Origin of the sequence: Bacteroides mediterraneensis, assembly GCF_025993685.1 — a bacterium.
GTDB lineage: Bacteria > Bacteroidota > Bacteroidia > Bacteroidales > Bacteroidaceae > Phocaeicola > Phocaeicola mediterraneensis_A.
In genome coordinates, this window is the sequence record NZ_DAJPEN010000001.1 from 58,662 (window position 1) to 76,838 (window position 18,177).

13 protein-coding genes are annotated in these 18,177 nt (G+C 42.5%); 8 read left to right on the top strand and 5 right to left on the bottom strand.

Annotated elements, in window-relative coordinates; genetic code table 11:
• Nucleotides 1-16: 16 nt before the first annotated feature.
• The 5 genes from OIM59_RS00255 to OIM59_RS00275 form a co-directional block, all read right to left on the bottom strand.
• Nucleotides 17-1,126, bottom strand: a complete 1,110-nt coding sequence (locus tag OIM59_RS00255) for a hypothetical protein (protein ID WP_299170395.1) — start codon at nt 1,124-1,126, stop codon at nt 17-19.
• A gap of 12 nt (nt 1,127-1,138) precedes the next feature.
• Nucleotides 1,139-1,513: a hypothetical protein gene (locus OIM59_RS00260; protein WP_299170393.1), complete on the bottom strand. Its 375-nt coding sequence runs from the start codon at nt 1,511-1,513 to the stop codon at nt 1,139-1,141.
• Between the two features lie 173 nt (nt 1,514-1,686).
• On the bottom strand, nt 1,687-2,484 hold the full coding sequence (locus OIM59_RS00265; protein ID WP_299170391.1) for a hypothetical protein: 798 nt from the start codon (nt 2,482-2,484) through the stop codon (nt 1,687-1,689).
• A gap of 401 nt (nt 2,485-2,885) precedes the next feature.
• The gene (locus tag OIM59_RS00270; protein WP_299170389.1) at nt 2,886-4,328 is read right to left on the bottom strand and encodes a nucleoside hydrolase-like domain-containing protein; all 1,443 of its coding nucleotides are present in this window, start codon (nt 4,326-4,328) and stop codon (nt 2,886-2,888) included.
• 90 nt (nt 4,329-4,418) lie between these two features.
• Complete coding sequence (locus OIM59_RS00275) at nt 4,419-5,735, bottom strand: cytidylate kinase family protein (RefSeq protein WP_299170387.1); 1,317 nt, start codon at nt 5,733-5,735, stop codon at nt 4,419-4,421.
• A 78-nt stretch (nt 5,736-5,813) separates the two neighbouring features.
• On the opposite strand from OIM59_RS00275, the gene OIM59_RS00280 reads away from it, so the two are divergent.
• The 8 genes from OIM59_RS00280 (at nt 5,814) to OIM59_RS00315 (ending at nt 18,107) form a co-directional block, all read left to right on the top strand.
• On the top strand, nt 5,814-6,620 hold the full coding sequence (locus tag OIM59_RS00280) for an AraC family transcriptional regulator (protein WP_299170385.1): 807 nt from the start codon (nt 5,814-5,816) through the stop codon (nt 6,618-6,620).
• An 85-nt stretch (nt 6,621-6,705) separates the two neighbouring features.
• The gene (locus tag OIM59_RS00285; RefSeq protein WP_299170383.1) at nt 6,706-7,263 is read left to right on the top strand and encodes a sugar O-acetyltransferase; all 558 of its coding nucleotides are present in this window, start codon (nt 6,706-6,708) and stop codon (nt 7,261-7,263) included.
• Nucleotides 7,264-7,541: 278 nt separating this feature from the next.
• Nucleotides 7,542-8,216, top strand: a complete 675-nt coding sequence (locus OIM59_RS00290) for a hypothetical protein (protein ID WP_299170381.1) — start codon at nt 7,542-7,544, stop codon at nt 8,214-8,216.
• 12 nt (nt 8,217-8,228) lie between these two features.
• Nucleotides 8,229-8,819 carry an RNA polymerase sigma-70 factor gene (locus OIM59_RS00295; RefSeq protein WP_299170379.1) on the top strand — a complete coding sequence of 197 codons (591 nt, stop codon included), beginning with the start codon at nt 8,229-8,231 and terminating at the stop codon, nt 8,817-8,819.
• A 65-nt stretch (nt 8,820-8,884) separates the two neighbouring features.
• On the top strand, nt 8,885-9,895 hold the full coding sequence (locus tag OIM59_RS00300) for a FecR domain-containing protein (protein WP_299170377.1): 1,011 nt from the start codon (nt 8,885-8,887) through the stop codon (nt 9,893-9,895).
• A 234-nt stretch (nt 9,896-10,129) separates the two neighbouring features.
• Nucleotides 10,130-13,375, top strand: coding sequence for a TonB-dependent receptor (locus OIM59_RS00305; protein WP_299170375.1), 3,246 nt, complete (start codon nt 10,130-10,132; stop codon nt 13,373-13,375).
• 6 nt (nt 13,376-13,381) lie between these two features.
• Nucleotides 13,382-15,139 (top strand): RagB/SusD family nutrient uptake outer membrane protein, encoded by a 1,758-nt coding sequence (locus OIM59_RS00310; protein ID WP_303894192.1) that lies wholly within the window; start codon nt 13,382-13,384, stop codon nt 15,137-15,139.
• A 55-nt stretch (nt 15,140-15,194) separates the two neighbouring features.
• Entirely contained in the window at nt 15,195-18,107 is a 2,913-nt protein-coding gene (locus OIM59_RS00315) for a glycosyl hydrolase 115 family protein (protein WP_299170371.1), read from the top strand.
• Nucleotides 18,108-18,177: the final 70 nt, after the last annotated feature.

The window sequence follows — 18,177 nt, forward strand, 5'->3', positions numbered from 1 at the left end:
TTGATAAATTAATTGTTTATTTACCGAGCCAGTCTTCATTTTCTGAATGTTGAAACCTCTCTCCCCGTTTTTCCCATTTTTCTCTTAATGCTCTCATCTTGGATTGGTATTCTTTTCGTTTGGCATCGTCATATTCCATATTTCCGTAACGCATTTTGCTTAACATTCCGTCATAATTAGCATATGTTCTACTGTCGGTATTTTTATTTTGATTTGCGGATATAGAATAAGGAGATGTTGAGGGCTCTTTTTGGGGGGATATATTATTGTCAGATATACTTGTATTGTCGGAGATATTGACATTTGAATTTGTATTGATAAAAGATTTTTCTCTTTCTTTCATAGATTGGACTTCACTTGCAATTTGGACGCTTTGGCTTGCCGCCTGTGCAAAATATCCGAATGCTTCCGATAATGAACTCTTGATATTAGCTTTTCTATTGGCATCAATATTCCGATAGTTTATGGATGAACTGACAATATTGTAGTTGTCACCCTCAAAATTAATTGTTTCCCATTCTCCATTATATAGAAGGTACAATCCGATACCATTTCTTTTTCCTTCTTTGAAATTGCTTAACCATAAATCTCCGTTGTTATATATTATTATACCGTAGCCGTTGACAATTCCTTTTTTCATTTCTCCTAAGAAAAATTCTCCATTGCCAAAATCAAAATAAGAAAAATATTTTTGTTGGTCTATATTCGTAGATGGATACTGTGAGGTTGGCTTATTTTTTTCGAATAGGCCTTGGTAGATCATATTGCCATTATTAGCGTAACAAATACCGAAGCCGGATTTTTCTCCATTCTTCCAGTTACCGATATACACAGTACAGCTATCGCAATTATCTACATAACTATTTTCTGGAGCAATAAGCATGCCGTAACCAGATATCATGTTTCTGTAAAAATCTCCTATATAGAGTGCTCCGTTACGCTGTGAAAGAACTCCCATTCCGTTTCGTTTGCCTTTTAGAATTTGCCCTTTAAAACTGCCTTTTTTGTCCTTCTCATTTACTACTTCTAATGTTTTTGAGAAAATATGATTGATGGATTTTTCTTGTGCGTTGCTTGTTAGCAGGAAGAAAGAAAGGAATAACAAAATATATGACTTCTTTTCCATAATTGTAGATATTTATTGTTCTATATATTCAGGGAGAGTCACATATTTTTTGTTTTTCAGTAACTTTTCAGCTTCTTTTTCTGTTAATGTTTTTAATTGCATATCATTCAATCCTTTATTGGTTATGGATATATAATAAGTGGATCCACTTGTTAAGTTTAATTGTATTTCTCCTGCCATGGTTGATATTTTTCCATTAACTGCATTGGTATGTTTACATTCTGCTGAGAAAAGTACTTTTCCCTCACTTTTAAATATGCACTTTTTATGGCATGGAGCGTATTGATTAAAAGGAAACTGCATATTTCCTGAAGGTTTTATGGTTTTCTTGATCGGTCCTGTCATATCAAAAATATCCTTTCCATTTTGTTTTATTGTTGTTGTCATGTTTCCTGTAGATTTTATAAAAAAATAGACAGTGCTTTGTGCACAGATAGAGGTCGGAAATACTCCTAATAGGAGAAATAAAAAAGTGAGGTAAAACTTTTTCATAGATAAGATAGTTTTCATTTTTGTTTACCCTATTTCGTGTCGGGCGCAACTTTTAGTTATGATTTTATTTAAAACTTATGTATGGCACAGGTTTGGACGTTCAATTCTTTATAAGCTCCGTTTAGGTTGTCTAATAATTCAAACCAATATGTCAGTTTAGGCATTGTTTTTTGAATCCTATGTAATGTCCTAAAACCGCAATCGGCATATTTTGCTGTGGATGATATTAATCCTCCTTTTGATGCGATTGAGGTGAGTGCATCTTGTACCCTAATATTGTCTGAAAGTTCCTTTCCTCTTTTTGTTAAAAAAGAAATCCCCATGTGGTAATCTTTACCAACTCCTCCAGAATAGAATTGGGCGAATAAAGTGAGTTCATAATCTCCTGGGATAAACCAGCCTTTTCCTAATAGGGAGGCCCAGTATTCCCAAGGAAAATAGTCTTGCATTAAAATATTTTGTTCTTTACAGTAGGTTTCAATGATGGCTGCGTTTTTTTCTCCTTTTTCAGTTAGTTTTGGAATGAGGTCTTCAAAAAGTTTTTGTTTGTTCTTGGGCTTTAACATTCCTGATTTTTCATAGCTTTTTATATTTATCACATAGCCTTTTTTTGATAGTTCAGCTTGTCTTTTATCAATAAATCCCTTTTTCACATATTTGTCTATTTTGTTTAGTATATCAGAATAGACTGCAGGCATAGACATTGCTAGACCATGGTTTCCTGTGTCGTCAATATAAAAGATAAAGGCGGGAATACTGTCGATTTCAATGTAATCTCCGAGTTTTTGAGCCTGGATGCTGAGGCTACAGAACAGACTAAGGCAACATATTATGCCTTTTTTAATTAAAGAAGATTGTTTTTTCATAGGTTCTCTTTTTCCTCTTCAGCTCCTTATGAGGATTTCTAAAACTACGAAGCGTGGAACTGCAATGCCACATCTTAAGTTAGAGGTCCTGAGAAAACCCGTAGTACAGATATGAGAATAGCAGCCCACGCTATAGCGTGAGAACCACTATGCCTTCCTTGTACTACGTTTGAAATTTCTCAGGTTCCTAACTTACAAGATAAGCATAACGCTTCTTTCATTTTCTAATATGTCTCGGACAGAGTGTGCTCTATCCACTTGCAAAGATAGAAAAAAACTCTGACATAGAATGTAATATAGTTAAATAATACTTTTTATTCTTTGCAGGGTTTGATTTTGTGTTATAGTAATTAGAGATTTTTTATTGTTTGTGGTGAGATTGAGTATTATTATTGAGTGAGCTAATGGTTCACCGTTATGATTATCCGTTTGTATCTGGTCAATGCGGGCTCTCCATTGTCTGACACTTCACAAATTATGTGTATGGTTTCTCCGGTATGTGCATCTTGGGGAACTTTAAAGGCCGTCTTCGGATGCTCAGATTCAAAATGGAAATTCCCTTTATAACTGCCGGCCTCCGGATACATCCACCAATGAACTTTCAGCAAGTCTCCGTCTGGGTCTTTGCTTTGTGACGCATCCAATTTAATTGTTTCTCCTGGTTGTGCGTTCAAATCAAGTGATTGTAAATTCAGGTTGATGATAGGGTGATGATTGGCTGAGGCATAATCTTTTACACACCATTCCGCTCTAGCTGCAAAGTCTAGTTGAACCTTGTCCAGCCAACGCCATAGAGGCTGAAAATAACGGGTACGCATGGCTACTTGTGCAGAATCCGTGTAATGTTCCATCATTTTCGACCAGCTGTTGTCAAAACCATATTGTCCGGTCGGATAATTGTATTCTGATGAGGGTTTCGGGTCCATCCATACATTATTTCTTACCTTTACATAACGGCCTCCCCAGCCACCATATCCCGGGTTTTCCATGTTGCGCAGACCGGTGGAAAGGTTATGTAGGAAAGAGGGAGTGTCTCCTTCTGCATTGAAGGCTCCTTTTTTGTTCGGGTATGCTTCGCAAAGGGCTCCATGGCCTTGGAGGATATGCTGTGTCATCCATTCTTTCTGAAAGAAAGATTGCACAGTAGCAGGAAGTACCTTGTTCCATATATAAGCCATACAGTCAAACTGGTCGGAAATAATGGTTGGTATTTGATAGTGTTCCCAGTTAGGACGGATGTATTCCTGATAAGCTTTGTCTTGTTCCCAAATTAAGAACAGGCGCATCTTGTCTGCAACCTGCTCCATTTTTTCCGGGTAATCTTCCTGGATGATTTTCAGTGCGGAAGCCAGTGTGTTACAGCCTCCCCATGCCTGAATCCAGACAGGGCGCGGGTCATGGTCTTCGGTCAAAAGTGTTTTGGCGATAAATTGTGCTCCTTCAGTGCGTTCCTCATATTCTCCGTTTCCTTTTATGTTTCCCACTTTCCATTTACTCAGTAGATATTCCGGTGACGGATAACGTTTGTCGTGCAGCAATAAATTATGGTATACTTTTCCGTAGAGTTCAATATATTCTTTGATCCATTCAACGGGGTGGAAAGCATTCCATCCTTTTCCTCCTTCCCAATGGAATTGCGAACTGCTGTTGATGATTCCTTCTACATCGAATTCATTGGTGGAAAGCAGAAAGCGTACCATGGAAGCCCTGTCGTCTGCTTCGCCGTCAGTGATGACTATGACACGCGTTTTTTCTTCTGGGATTGAATGGTTTTCAAGTTCCTGAGCCGTTCCATAGGAAATATAAGTGCTGAACAGGATGCTGAGCAGAAATGTTTTTTTCATATAGGTACTTTGTATGTTTTTCACTTACAAATCTACGGTAATTCAATGAAGTGGCAAATTTCCCATACAAATACCTGTGAAGACATTTTTTTATACGTCTTCTTCATAAATCCTTTTCAGTGCCTCCGTCACTTGGGTTATGGAAATCAGGCTGGTATTGAACGTGGCATGATAATTCCGTGAGTCACCCCATTGCCGGCCGGTGTAATGGAAATAGTGTTCTTTCCGGGACTTGTCCACTTGGGTAATCTTGCCTGGTGCCTGTGCGGCGGAAATGCCATATTCAGAAATGACGCGTTCCGTCTTGGACTTCATGTCGCCGAACAAGAAAATATGGAGGGTGTGCGGGCGGTCTCTCAGGATATAGTCGGCGCATCGTCCGACGATGACACACGGTTTCTCCGCTGCCAGACGGCGGATGACCCGGCTTTGTGCCACGAACAAGGCGTCGTCGTACGACAGACTCTTGTCCAGCGGAGCCTCATAGTCCTGCATGATCATCTGGTAGAGCAGGGCACTGGGCATCTTCTGTTCGTTCTGTGAAATGAATTCTTCACTGAAACCACTTTCCTTGGCTACAAGGGTAATCAGTTCCTTGTCGTAGAAGGTGATGCCTAGCTCTTTGGCCAGTGCTTTACCGATTTGATGACCGCCGCTGCCGTATTCGCGGGAAATGGTAATGACCGGCGGATAGTGTGCTGGTGCGGCAACAGATGAAGTGGCAGGGATACCCGGTTCGTCCAGCCAGTGACGGACGAAGGCCAGGCGGGGCATAATCAGTCGGACGAACGGGCCGGTAATCAGGGCGGCAATCACGGTCCCCTCTCTCACTCCCTCGATGCGTCCAGACAGCGCCCATGAACACAGGATGGCGCAGACTACCAGGGTCACGTCGAAGCAGATTTTGATGTTGCCGAAGTTTTTCTTGAAGCGTAGGGTGGCAAATTGTATGGTATATTCGGCGCTGATCATCGTCACATCGGCTATGACTTCCAGACAGATTCCGAGAGCCAGTACCACGCAACCGATAACCAGCGAGATGATTTTCATATAATAGGCTTCCGGGGAGAATCCGGCAGTCATCCACATGCCGAGGTCGGTAAAGACAGATAATACGAAGGCCACCGGAAACTGCATGAGGAGTTCCATTTTCCGCTCCATGATGCCTCTTCTGCCCAGCAACAGCAGTTGCATGCCTATCAGTACGAGGGTGAACAGGAAAAAGTACGTACCCAGGCTGACGGGGGTGTGAAGACTGGCTACGTAGGGCACACTCGTGATAGGGGAGGTACCCAGATTTGAACGGGTGATGAGGCTGATACCACATGCGATGATAAAGAGTGAGATACCGAATACCAGGTATCGCCGAAAGAGTTCGGCTTTGTGCTTTTTACGACTTTCTTCCATTAAATGTGACTGTTTTATTTGACGCCGCAAAGATGTTTCATTATTTTTGTTCCTAAATTACATATCAAGACATAAATCATGCAATTTACGCCAGACGACTTAGTGACCGAACAGCGGATTTCTTCAATTGATGCCATGTCGGTCGAGGAAGTGTTCACCAAGGTGACCGGGAGGGAAGAAGTGAACCTGCACCCTCATTGCCACGACCGCCATCAGATAATTTATATCCTTTCGGGGACACTTCATGTGGAAGTGGGAGGGGTCAGCTATTTTGTGACCGACCGTCACCTGGTGTGGATACCCGGAGGAACCTTGCACCGTCTTTCCAGTAACAACCGGCAGATAACCCTGCTGACCAGTTATGTTTGTCTGGAGCATTCCCATGAAGAAGAATTTGCCATTTACCGTACCGATGAACTGATAGCCCGCAACCTGAAGTTCATCAGTACTTTTCACAGCTTGTCCAAGTGGGCTGAACCGGAAATCTTTTCGTTTGCCAGAAGCTTTTTTCAGGTGCTGCCCCGTATCTGTCAGAAAGCCACGTTTCCCACCCAGCCGTTTATTTTGGCAACGGATAGTCGTCTGTTGCCCGTATTGGAATATATGAAGACAAATCTGCATCAGGACCTGACCCTTGAGCAGGTGGCTTCCCATTTTGGATTCTCGGTGCGCAGTCTGACCCGGTTGTTCACCAGTTCGGGCATCCGTTTCGTACACTATCTCAACTACCAGCGTGTGGTGCGTGCCATCGAGATTCTGACCGATAACGTCCTGAACATCGAGCAGACGGCCTACGAGGTGGGATTTAACTCGCCTAACAGCTTCAGCAGGGTGTTCAAGCAGATTACCGGAGAGGCACCTTCGGCTTATTTGCGCAGGCAATAGTGTCTCAGCAGTTTTTTCGTATCCTTTTGCAGATAAGCAAAATTCCTCCTACCTTTGACTCTGGTAATTTATAAACTGAAATCCTATGAAAACAGAATACGAAAAAATGCGCAGTCAGGAACTCTATTATTTTTCCGACCCTGAAATACACGTCAGTTTGATGCATGCCAAGAAAGTCTGTGCACGATTGCAGACGATGACCATTTACGACGATGATTACCGCGAGGTGATGGAAGACCTGATTCCCGATTTTCCGAAGACCACTACCATTTGTCCCCCTTTCCATTGTGACCACGGCAACGGCATAATACTGGGTGAAAATGTGTTCATGAACTACGACTGCATCATGCTCGACGGAGCTTATATCCGCATTGGGAAGAATACGCTGATAGGACCTCATTGCCAGTTCTACACGCCCCAGCACCCCATGGACCATGTGGAACGTCGTGAGGAAAAGGAAACATCCTATCCCATTACGGTGGGCGAGGACTGCTGGCTGGGTGGCAATGTGGTGGTATGTCCGGGGGTGACCATCGGCAACCGCTGTATCATTGCGGCGGGCAGTGTGGTAACCCGTGACATTCCCGACGACTCCCTGGCAGCAGGTGTGCCGGCAGTGGTGAAAAAAAGCCTGAAAAAATAATTTGCTTTCTACGGTACATAAATAAAAAGCTCCCCGAAGCATACTCTTTTTTGTCCTGATAAATTCTCTGTACCACACTGTGGCTTTTATATCCCACACTGTGAAATATGTATCCCACAGTGTGGTTTTTGTATCCCACACTGTGGGACAGAGAAAATGCAGGTAGTGAGAGGCTTTTTTCATCAAGGTGTTTCTCTTTTTGAGGGAGAGAATTTAGTGCTTTTTAGGATAAGGTTAAGTGAAAAAACTTAACTTTGCGCGAAACAAACCTTTAGACTATGAATGCAAGACTCTTCTTGATGGTGGGTTGTGTGGCTGGAATGTGTGCTGCCTGTACCCATAAAGGGACTGGATTTCACTCAGGTAATCAGGCTGTTGTGCATACGCTTATCTTGGAGGCAGACAGTCTGATGCGGAGTGATTCTTTGTTCTGGAATGTGCCGGTCGACAGAGCACATCCGCGGGTCTGTATTCATGATTCATTGATTCGGGAAAAACTGGACAGCGCCATTTCGTTGTCTCCCGACAAGCAGACTTACCTTTTGAAATATACTTATTTGCTCCGCAGCTGGCGTCTGACGGAAGTGTTGGCGTTGCTCCGCGAGATGGATACTTGCATGCGTGATTCCATGTCACCCGAATTGTGGAATATGAAAGCCATGCTGGAAGACTATCAGGGAGATTCGGTGGTAGCAAGGAAGGATTTTCTGCGGGCGGATTCAGCCTATGGAGTCAAAGTGCAGGAAGTGGCACAAGATTCTTTAATGTACGGGTTTGTCCGCTTGGAAAAGGCGTTGAACCTTGCATTGATGAAGAATGATTTTCGTCCGTTGCAAGAGGAAATCACGTTTTATGAACGGGTGAATGGCAAGGCTGTCCACGGAATGGAGCAGTGGAAGAATCTGACAGATAAAAGAGCATATTATCGGCAGGTGTTCGGTCAACCGGAATAAGCAGGATAAGTAATGGAAATCACGGAACGGATTATCATAGAGCAACTGAAACGGGGAAATGAGGAGGCTTACAGGCATCTTTATCGTCATCATTATGCACTGTTGTGTCACGTGGCCCGTGAGTATGTAGGCGATGATTTTCTGGCTGAGACACTGGTAGGCGATGTCATTTTCCATTTGTGGGAAGTGCGTGCGGAACTCGATATTCAGGTTTCGCTACGGAGTTATCTGGTGCGTGCCGTACGGAATCACTGCATGGATTATCTGGGCTCCAAGAAAGAACGGACGGAAGTGGCTTTTTCTGCCATTCCGGAAGAAGGGGAAATGCGTTACTTGCTGTCGGACGATTACCCGTTGGGCAGCCTGCTGGAGCATGAGCTGGAGGAAAAAATTTACCAGGCTATCCATCATTTACCGGAGGTCTGCCGGAAAGTTTTCGTGAAAAGTCGTTTCGAGGGGAAAAAATACGAAGAGATTGCCACGGAACTGAATATCTCTGTCAATACGGTGAAGTATCACATAAAGAGTGCGTTGGCTTCGCTGCATGCCGAACTGGAGAAATACCTGCTGGCTCTTCTGCTGTTTTTTTTCACCTTCAAATAAAAAAATAAAGTTTCTTGCCTACCCGCGTAGGCAAAATTTTCGTCTCACTTATAGAAACCCTGAAAATGGAAGAAAGAAATTCACATATCGACGAACTGATTGCGGCGTTTTTGAGCGGAGGATTGGACAAGGAAGCGCGCGAGGAATTGGAGGCATGGATAGCCGCTTCCGAAGACAACCGCCGTTATTTCATGCAACAGCAGGAAATTTGGTTTTCTGCCGTGCAGGAAGAAGAACGCACGCATTACGATGCCGACCGGGCTTTCGAGGTTTTCCGCCAACGGGTGGCCGAACATCGAACCTCAAAACAGCCGAAGAGGACTATTGGTTGGAAGTCCGTATTCAAATATGCGGCAGCGGTGTTGGTGGTAGGGCTTGTCTCTTTCTTCTCTTATCAGAAGGGAGAAAGCAATCTGAAAGAGGCTCTAACTCAGGTAGAGGTGGAAGCACCTTTGGGGGCGCAGACTCGCCTTCGTTTGCCTGATGGCACGCTGGTGGTGCTGAATGCCGGTTCCCGTCTGGTCTATCCGCAGGATTTCGGAGTGGACAATCGGGAGGTAGAACTGAGTGGAGAAGGCTATTTTGAGGTAGCCCGCAACGAAAAGCTTCCTTTTCATGTGCAAACGCCTTCCTTGTCGGTTCGAGTGTTGGGTACCAAGTTCAACTTTCGGGACTATCCGAATGATGAGGAGGCGGTGGTTTCTTTGCTGGAGGGTAAGGTAGCCTTGGACAACCGCCTACATGCGGAAGCCGAGATGATTTTGCTTCCGGATGAACAGGTGACCCTGGATAAGGAAGAGGGGAGGATGCGGAAAAAATCTGCTAAAGTGAGGGAAATCCTGGAATGGACTTCCGGCAGATTGTTCTTTGATGAGATGCCTTTGCCCGAAGTGGCTAAGATTCTGGAACGTAGTTATGGTGTGCATATCACCTTTGGCACGGATTCATTGCGTGATTTCCGTTTCTACGGGAGCTTTAGCCGTAGTGAGCAAGGCATAAAGGATATCTTGCAAGCACTTGTAAAGACAGGAAAGGTACGCTATACACAGACAAACAAGGAAATAACCTTATATTAACCGAATGTGAAACACACTAAAACCTTAATTTTATGAAGAAAGTAGATACCTGATGTTGTTTTTGGCAGAAGGACATAAAAGAAGCCGGAAGAAAGGGAAGTTCCTCCGGCTGAGCCTTAGTTCTTTCTAACTTGCTAGTTGTAAGAGGTTTTCTAAGGGATGAGGCAAAAATAATAAAACATTCCTTGTAAAACATCTTTTATCCAGAGTTTTTAATCTTAAAATCTTAAACTTATGAATTACAGGAAAAAAGCCATGTTGATGGCCGGAGCTTTGCTATGCCTTAATTTAAGTATTTATTCGCAAAGTATATCATTGAAAATGAACAATGTATCGGTGAAAAAGGCGATGACGGAACTGCAGGCCAAGAGTGGATATTCGTTTGTGTATATTGCCGGTGATGTGGATACAAACCGTACAGTTTCGGTCAATGCGAATGAACTGAAAGATGCGGTTGCTCAAATTCTGAAAGGACAGAATGTGTCGTATGAGATTCAAGGGAAAAATATTGTCGTTAAAAAAGGAGGTCAGCCACAGGTTGTCCCAGGGAAGAAGAGAAAGGTGACCGGAAATGTTTGTGACATAAATGGGGAGCCGATTATTGGGGCGACTGTACTTGAAAAAGGTACGACCAATGGAACCGTGACCGATTTTGAAGGTAATTATAGTTTGGAGATGCCGGATAATAGTGTGCTGGTCGTCAGTTATATTGGTTATAAAAGTCAGGAGTTTAATATCTCCCAGATAAAGCAAGACAGGCTTGCCATTATCATGCAGGAAGATACGGAACTGATGGATGAAGTGGTGGTTATTGGTTATGGTTCAATGAAGAAATCAGATTTGACTGGTGCAGTGGTAAGTGCTAATATTAAGGATTTTGAAAAAGCTCCAAACGCCAATCTGTTGCAATCTTTGCAAGGTTCTGTACCTGGACTGAATGTTGGGCAGGTGACTTCTGCCGGAACGACTCCTACTTTCTCGATACGTGGTACGAATACCTTGGCGGGTAATTCGAATGTGCTGATTGTACTCGATGGCATTATTTATAACAGTTCTTTATCTTCGATTAACCCTAACGACATCGCGTCTATTGATATTTTGAAAGACGCGAGTGCCACTGCTGTATATGGAGCTCAGGCGGCTAATGGGGTTATTTTGATTACCACTAAGAGAGGTAAGGTGGGTAAACCGAAATTGTCATTCTCTTCTTCTTATACGATTTCTAATCCTACAAAAGACCTTCATCCGATGAACCGTGAAGAATATCTGGATTTTACGAAAGAGTTCTGGTATGATTATGCATATACTGGTGATAATTATCAGACTCCCAATCCGGATTTTCGTCTGGCTGATTATCTGCCCGATGCGGTAATGCTGGACAATACACAGCCGGATGGTATCTCACCTTATGATTATGACTGGTGGGATGAAGGGACCAGGACTGGGTCTATGTGGGAAAATAAAGTGAGCCTGTCGGGCGGAACGGAAGGAATATCTTATTTGATTTCTTATGCCAATACGCGTCAAAAAGGAGTTATATTAAATGATGACTTTTCTCGTAACAGTGTGCGGGTCAATCTGGACACCAATCCTTATAAGTGGCTTAAAGTTGGAGTACAAGCTTTCGCCTCTTTTGTTAATCAGGACGGGGCAGAGCCTAATTATTGGATGCTGAATATTCAAAACCCGTTGATTGAACCGTATGATGAGAATGGGGATTTGGTGCCTTATCCGTTTCAGACGTTGGATACCAATCCTTTTATGGCTTCAGATGTAGACGATAAGGAAAGACATAATTATTTCTTTGCTAATTTTTATGGAGAAGTAAAACTTCCGGTCAAAGGATTGACATATCGTATAAACTATGGAAATAACTATCGCATAGATGAGCACTTTCAGGCAAATCCTTATGGGGCAAGTTTGACCGGAGAGGCTTACAAACAGCATACTTCCTATTATGATTACACAGTAGATAATATTTTGAATTATGAAGGAGAGTTTGGTGACCATTCCATTGGGGCTACCTTGTTGTATGGAGCCAGTGAAAGAAAATATAATTATACGGAAGCCAAAGCGCAAAACTTCTCGAGGTTGACTTTAGGCTATAATAGCCTGGAGCTCGGTAAAGATCAATATACTTCATCCGATGCTTGGCATGAAGCATTATTGTATCAGATGGCACGTGTGAACTATAAATATAAGAACCGCTATTTGCTGACAGCCACTGTGCGTAGGGATGGTTTCTCTGGTTTTGCCGAGAATAATAAAACGGCTGTATTTCCTTCTGTGGCTTTAGGATGGGTCATTTCCGAGGAAGAATTTTTCAAAGTACCATGGATTGATTATCTGAAACTGAGAGGTGGCTGGGGAATTAGTGGTAATCAGACTACCAGATACAAATCGTTGGCGCAAGTTTCATCGAATCCGGGGTATGTATTTGGAGATGGAGGCTCTACTGAAATCTATCAGCAAATCACTTCCATGTCTAATCAGGATTTGATGTGGGAAAAGACGATGGGATATAATTTCGGCGTTGATTTTAATTTATTTAACAACCGTTTGGTAGGCTCTTTGGAGGCTTATCAGACTACGACCAATGATTTGCTATACGATATGACGATTCCTACGATGACGGGATTTTCTTCTGTAAGTACCAATATTGGAAAGATTAGAAATAAAGGAGTAGAACTGACCTTGACGTCCAGAAATATTGTGACCCGAGATTTTGAATGGAGTACGACTTTCAATATTTCTCGTAACTCCAATAAGATATTGTCTTTGTTTGGAAAAGATGCGGACGGGGATGGTGTGGAAGATGATTTGATTGCAAGTAATTTATTTATTGGAGAATCGACTACGGCTATTTATGGTTATGTGATAGACGGTATATATCAATTGGGGGATGACATTCCCAATGGTTACCATCCGGGAAACTATAAAATAAGAGATACAAATGGAGATGGAGAAATCACCGTGGATGACCGTGTGGTAATCGGTTCGGAAGACCCGGCCTGTCGGTTGAGTTTTATGAATAAGTTCAGGTATAAGAATTTTTCATTGAGCTTGTTCTTTAACTCTGTATTAGGCGGAAAAGATGGATATTTGGGAGAAAACTCGAGTGCCCTGAATCGGGGTGATGCCAATGCACGGCGTTGGAATATGCCTGCAGAGTTTGCGGCAGACCACTGGTCACCTAGCAACCCCAATGCTACTTATTCCAGATCGACTGCTGCCGGTGCGATTGTTCCAACCGCTTATCAGAGCAGAAGTTTCTTAAGATTACAAGATATAAATCTGTCGTACGATTTTCCCAAATCATGGCTGAGAAATATAGGTATTGAGGGACTGGGATTATATGTGAGCGGAAAGAATCTTTTCACAATTACCAACTGGAAAGGATGGGACCCGGAAGCGAACAGTAATTATTACGGACGCCCAGTATTGAGAAGTTTCACCTTTGGTTTAAATTTAACACTCTGATTGATTATGAAAAGGAAGAATATTATATTGTGCATATTGGTGGGTTTACTTTCTGCTTCATGTAATGAAAGTGAATTTTTGAAAGAAGTTCCGGAAGATTTCATGAGTTCGGATAATTCTTATATTACAACTGCTGATTTTGATATGGCGGTCAATGGGTTATATTATTCTATTCGAAAGGAGTTTTATGGAGTGGATGAGAATACACCTTTTGATTATATTTATGGTACCGATCTGGTCTTTGATGGGGAGCCTGGAACCTCGAACCGACATGGGAATATGGTGGCTGCGTATAATCCGACAGGAAATATTCCGAAAGCGCATTGGGATTATCTGTATAAACTGATATCCGATGCGAATGTGATAATTGGACGGGTTGCTGCAACTGATTTTTCGGAAGAAGAAAAAACTTTGTATGTGGCTAAATCCCGGTTCTTTAGGGGGATGGCATATCGTACATTGGCTTATTTATACGGTGGGGTCCCCTTGGTATTGGAGGAAATCTCTACTCCTAAAACGGATTTTGTGAGAGCGACTAAGGAGGAAACCTTGCGACAAGCCTTGGACGACGTGAAATTTGCGGCAGAAAATCTTCCAGATATTACTGCGGTGAAGGATGGAGAGGTTTCTTCGCCTGCTGCTTATCATTTATTGTCAGAACTTTATCTGGCTTTGGGTATGGATCAGGAAGCGGTGAATGCAGCTAGTGAGGTCATCGATAATCCGGCCTTTGGCTTAATGAAAACAAGGTTTGGTTCTCGTGCTACAGAAATTCCTGGGGATGTCTATTGGGACCTCTTCAGAATGAATAACCAAAATAGAAGTGCCGGAAATACGGAAGGAGTATGGGTGATACAATTTGAGACTAACTTGCCGGGTGGTGGCAGTTCGACGGCTGACTTGAAACTGGATGGTAATTATATGTTGGAGCGTCATTGTGCGCCAATGACCCGTGATGTGAAGCTTAGAGTTACGCAACCGGACGGAACAATCAAGGATTATTCTCCGTTTTTATGGCCTATAGGTGATTATACGGGAGGTAGAGGTATCGGTTGGGGAATATCTACTCAGTATTTTAGTAATACGATATGGGAAAGTGATTTTGATAATGACATCCGAAATGCCAACCATAACTTTGTACGTAAATTTGCTGTAAATAATCCTGAATTTAAAGCTGAATTTCCAGATATAGATACAATTGATGTAGACAATCCTCCGGCTAATCTAATTGTCGGACAAGGAAGTAGTATGACCATCCCAGGGCGCTATTTATATGCTTATCAGACGAAATGTACCACTCCCTACAATCATCCCAGTGAACTTTATTTGAATGCTTCAATTTGGGAATTAAAGAGTATTGCAGGTACTACGTATGTAGACCAGTATATGTTCCGGTTGGCTGAAACTTATTTGTTGCGTGCGGAAGCGTATTTGAATTTGAATGATAAAACAAAGGCTGCTGCAGATATTAATGTAGTAAGAGAGCGTGCTCATGCCAATCCGGTAGATCCTGCCGATGTGGATATTGATTATATTTTGGATGAGAGAATGAGAGAACTGGGTATAGAAGAGAAACGTCGGTTGACACTGATGCGAATGGGTAAACTGTATGACAGAGTAATGAAATGTAATCCTTATTATGCCAATCCTGAAACAAATGGTGACGGAATCGGCATGCAGGAAAAGTATAATTTGTGGCCTATTCCCTATTCAGCCATAGAGGCGAATACGGATGCGGTGTTGGAGCAGAACCCTGGATATTAATACAAATTACTCCACCCTTGTGAGGTCGAGGGTGGAGTTTAAAATCTGATAGAATATGAAAGTTAAAAAACTGGTATGCATGGGAGTATGTTTGTTATCATCTGTATCACTATACTCTCAGATTGTGATTTCTGAACACAAGACTCAATCCAACTCTTTCCCTGTTTATACGAGCCAAAAGAAAACGGCTGTTTGGGTAGATTCTTCAGACTATGAATCGGTGAGAAAGTGTGCAAATCTGTTTGCAGAAGATATTGGGCGGGTCACAGGAGTAGAGGGATTGGTCTCTTCTACTTATAACGGAGTACAAAACCGTTCATGGGTCCTGATAGGGACAATAGGTAAAAGCCGGTATATTGATTCGTTGATAAAAGAAGGAAAATTGGATGTGTCGTCTATCAACGGCAAATGGGAAAGTTTTGTTGTAAAAGTAGTGGAAAATCCGATGAAAGGTTTAGACCGTGCGTTGGTGATTGCCGGTTCTGACAGAAGAGGCACCTCTTATGGAGCTTTCGCGGTCTCGGAGGCAATGGGGGTGTCACCGCTGTATTGGTGGGCTGATGTGCCAGTCAAGAAAAAGAAATCGGTTTATCTTGAAACAGAAGAATACGTTTCTACTCCTCCTTCAGTGAAATACAGAGGAATATTTATTAATGATGAAGGTTGGGGAATTACTCCTTGGGCCGGTAAAACATACGACAAGGAACTGGGTGATATTGGTCCTAAGACGTATGCACGGGTTTGTGAATTGATTTTGCGTATGAAAGGAAATATGCTGGCCCCTGCCATGCATCCTAGTTCGGGAGCCTTTAATAAGTATCCGGAAAATAAAAAGGTAGCCGATAGTTATGGCATCATTATGTCTTCTTCCCATTGTGAGCCTTTGTTGTTTAACAATGTTACAGAGTGGGACAAGGACGTGCATGGAGAATGGAATTATATGACCAATAAGCAGGGGATTATTGATGTGCTGGATAAGCGGGTATCGGAAAATTGTGCTTATGAGAATATCTATACGATTGCCATGCGAGGTATTCATGATTCAGGGTTGGTCGGGGTTCCTAAAGACAAGGAGGTGGAACTGGTGGAACAGGTCATTCAAGACCAGCGGGGAATTCTGAGTAAGTATATTCAGACTCCGATTGATTCGATTCCACAAATATTTGTGCCCTATAAGGAAGTGCTTGATATTTATGAACGGGGGCTGAAACTTCCTGAAGATATTACTGTGGTGTGGCCTGATGATAACTTTGGCTACATAAAAAAATTGAATACAGCGAAGGAAGCCGCACGTAAAGGAGGAAGTGGAGTGTATTATCATATTTCATATTTGGGCGAACCTCATGACTATTTGTGGCTTAACACCACCCCTCCTGCATTGATGTATGAGGAAATGAGCAAGGCCTATGCCACCGGTGCCAAAACATATTGGTTGCTCAATGTGGGAGACATCAAGCCAGGGGAATTAGGTATCAAGACTTTTTTGGATATTGCCTGGGATTGTGAGGGCTTTGATTATGGTAATATAAACAGGCATCAAGTGGATTTTCTTACTTCTATTTTTGGGGAGGTGTATCGTAAGTCTTTGTCTGATATCATGACTACTTATTATAAATTAGGTTTTCAACGTAAGCCGGAAGCAATGGGATGGGGATATGAATGGAACAATGAGCATTCGCAGGAACGGATAACGGATACGGATTTCTCGTTTACAAATTATTGTGAGGCGGAAAGGCGTATTGCCGAATATGACCGTATTTCAAATATGGCAGAGAGTATCTGGAAAGCATTGCCGGAAGAATATAAGGCGTGTTTTTACGAACTGGTGTTTTATCCGGTGAAGGGAGCTGCATTGATGAATAAGAAAATGCTTACGGCCCAGCAGAATCGTTGGTTTGCCCGTCAGGGACGAAGTATGACGAATGATTATGCCCGGAAAGCCCAGGCTTATCAGGATAGTATCGGTTACTATACTGATTTATATAACAAGCAGCTTGATGGAAAATGGAATTATATGATGTCGCTTGCTCCGGGGTGGGTAGCGACTTATCAGAATATGCCGCCTACCGAAACCATAGAGTTGCCCGAGGAGGGGAAACTTTGTCTTCAGTTGCCTGATCAGGATCTTACTTTGGGGGCAACCAATACATTGCCGGTATTGAATTCATATACTCGGAAGGATACTTATATTGATTTGTATAACAAGGGGAAAGGTGAAGTGAAATGGCGTGCAGAAACATCTGCCAAGTGGATTCGGCTTAGTATGGACAAAGGTACATTGCAGGATTATCATAGAATAAAAGTTGTTGTTGATTGGGATGAGGTCCCTGTTGGGGAAAAGGTTTCTGGAACAATAAAAATTGTCAGCAATCAATCGGAAGAAGTGATATTATTGACCGTTATGAATCCGGCAGCTCCATCCCTTGAGGAGGTAAAAGGCCTGTACTTGGAAGAAAATGGTTGCGTAGTCATAAATCCGGGAAAGTATCATCGTAAGTATGATAACAAGGACGTGAAGATACAGTCTATAGATGGATTGGGCTATGAAGGACAGTGTATTCAACTTGGAAATCCTTTGGCACCCGTACAAGATACTTATCGCACGGATATGACAGGCCGAGCGGAATATGACTTTTATTCGTTCAATGCCGGATCTGTGACTGTCTATACGTATGCGATTCCTACTTTTCCGCTGTATCCTGGAAGAAGTACAAGGTTTGGCGTGATGATAGATGATGGTGTGATAAAATTCGCTTCTAATGATGCGAAGGAATATTCTAGTGAATGGAAAGAAAATGTGGCAAGAAACGGCTCGGTGAATGCAATACGCCTTACGGTGAACAAACCGGGAAAACATACCTTGAAACTGATTTGTAAAGATCCGGGAGTAATGGTTCAGAAAGTGGTAATTGACTTTGGTGGAATGAAACGTTCGTATCTGGGGCCTGAGGTGACTTTAATGAAATAAAGGTTTAATGCTAGAGCACATGGAATAATATAGCATATTATTTCATGTGCTCTGTGGATAAAAACTTGAT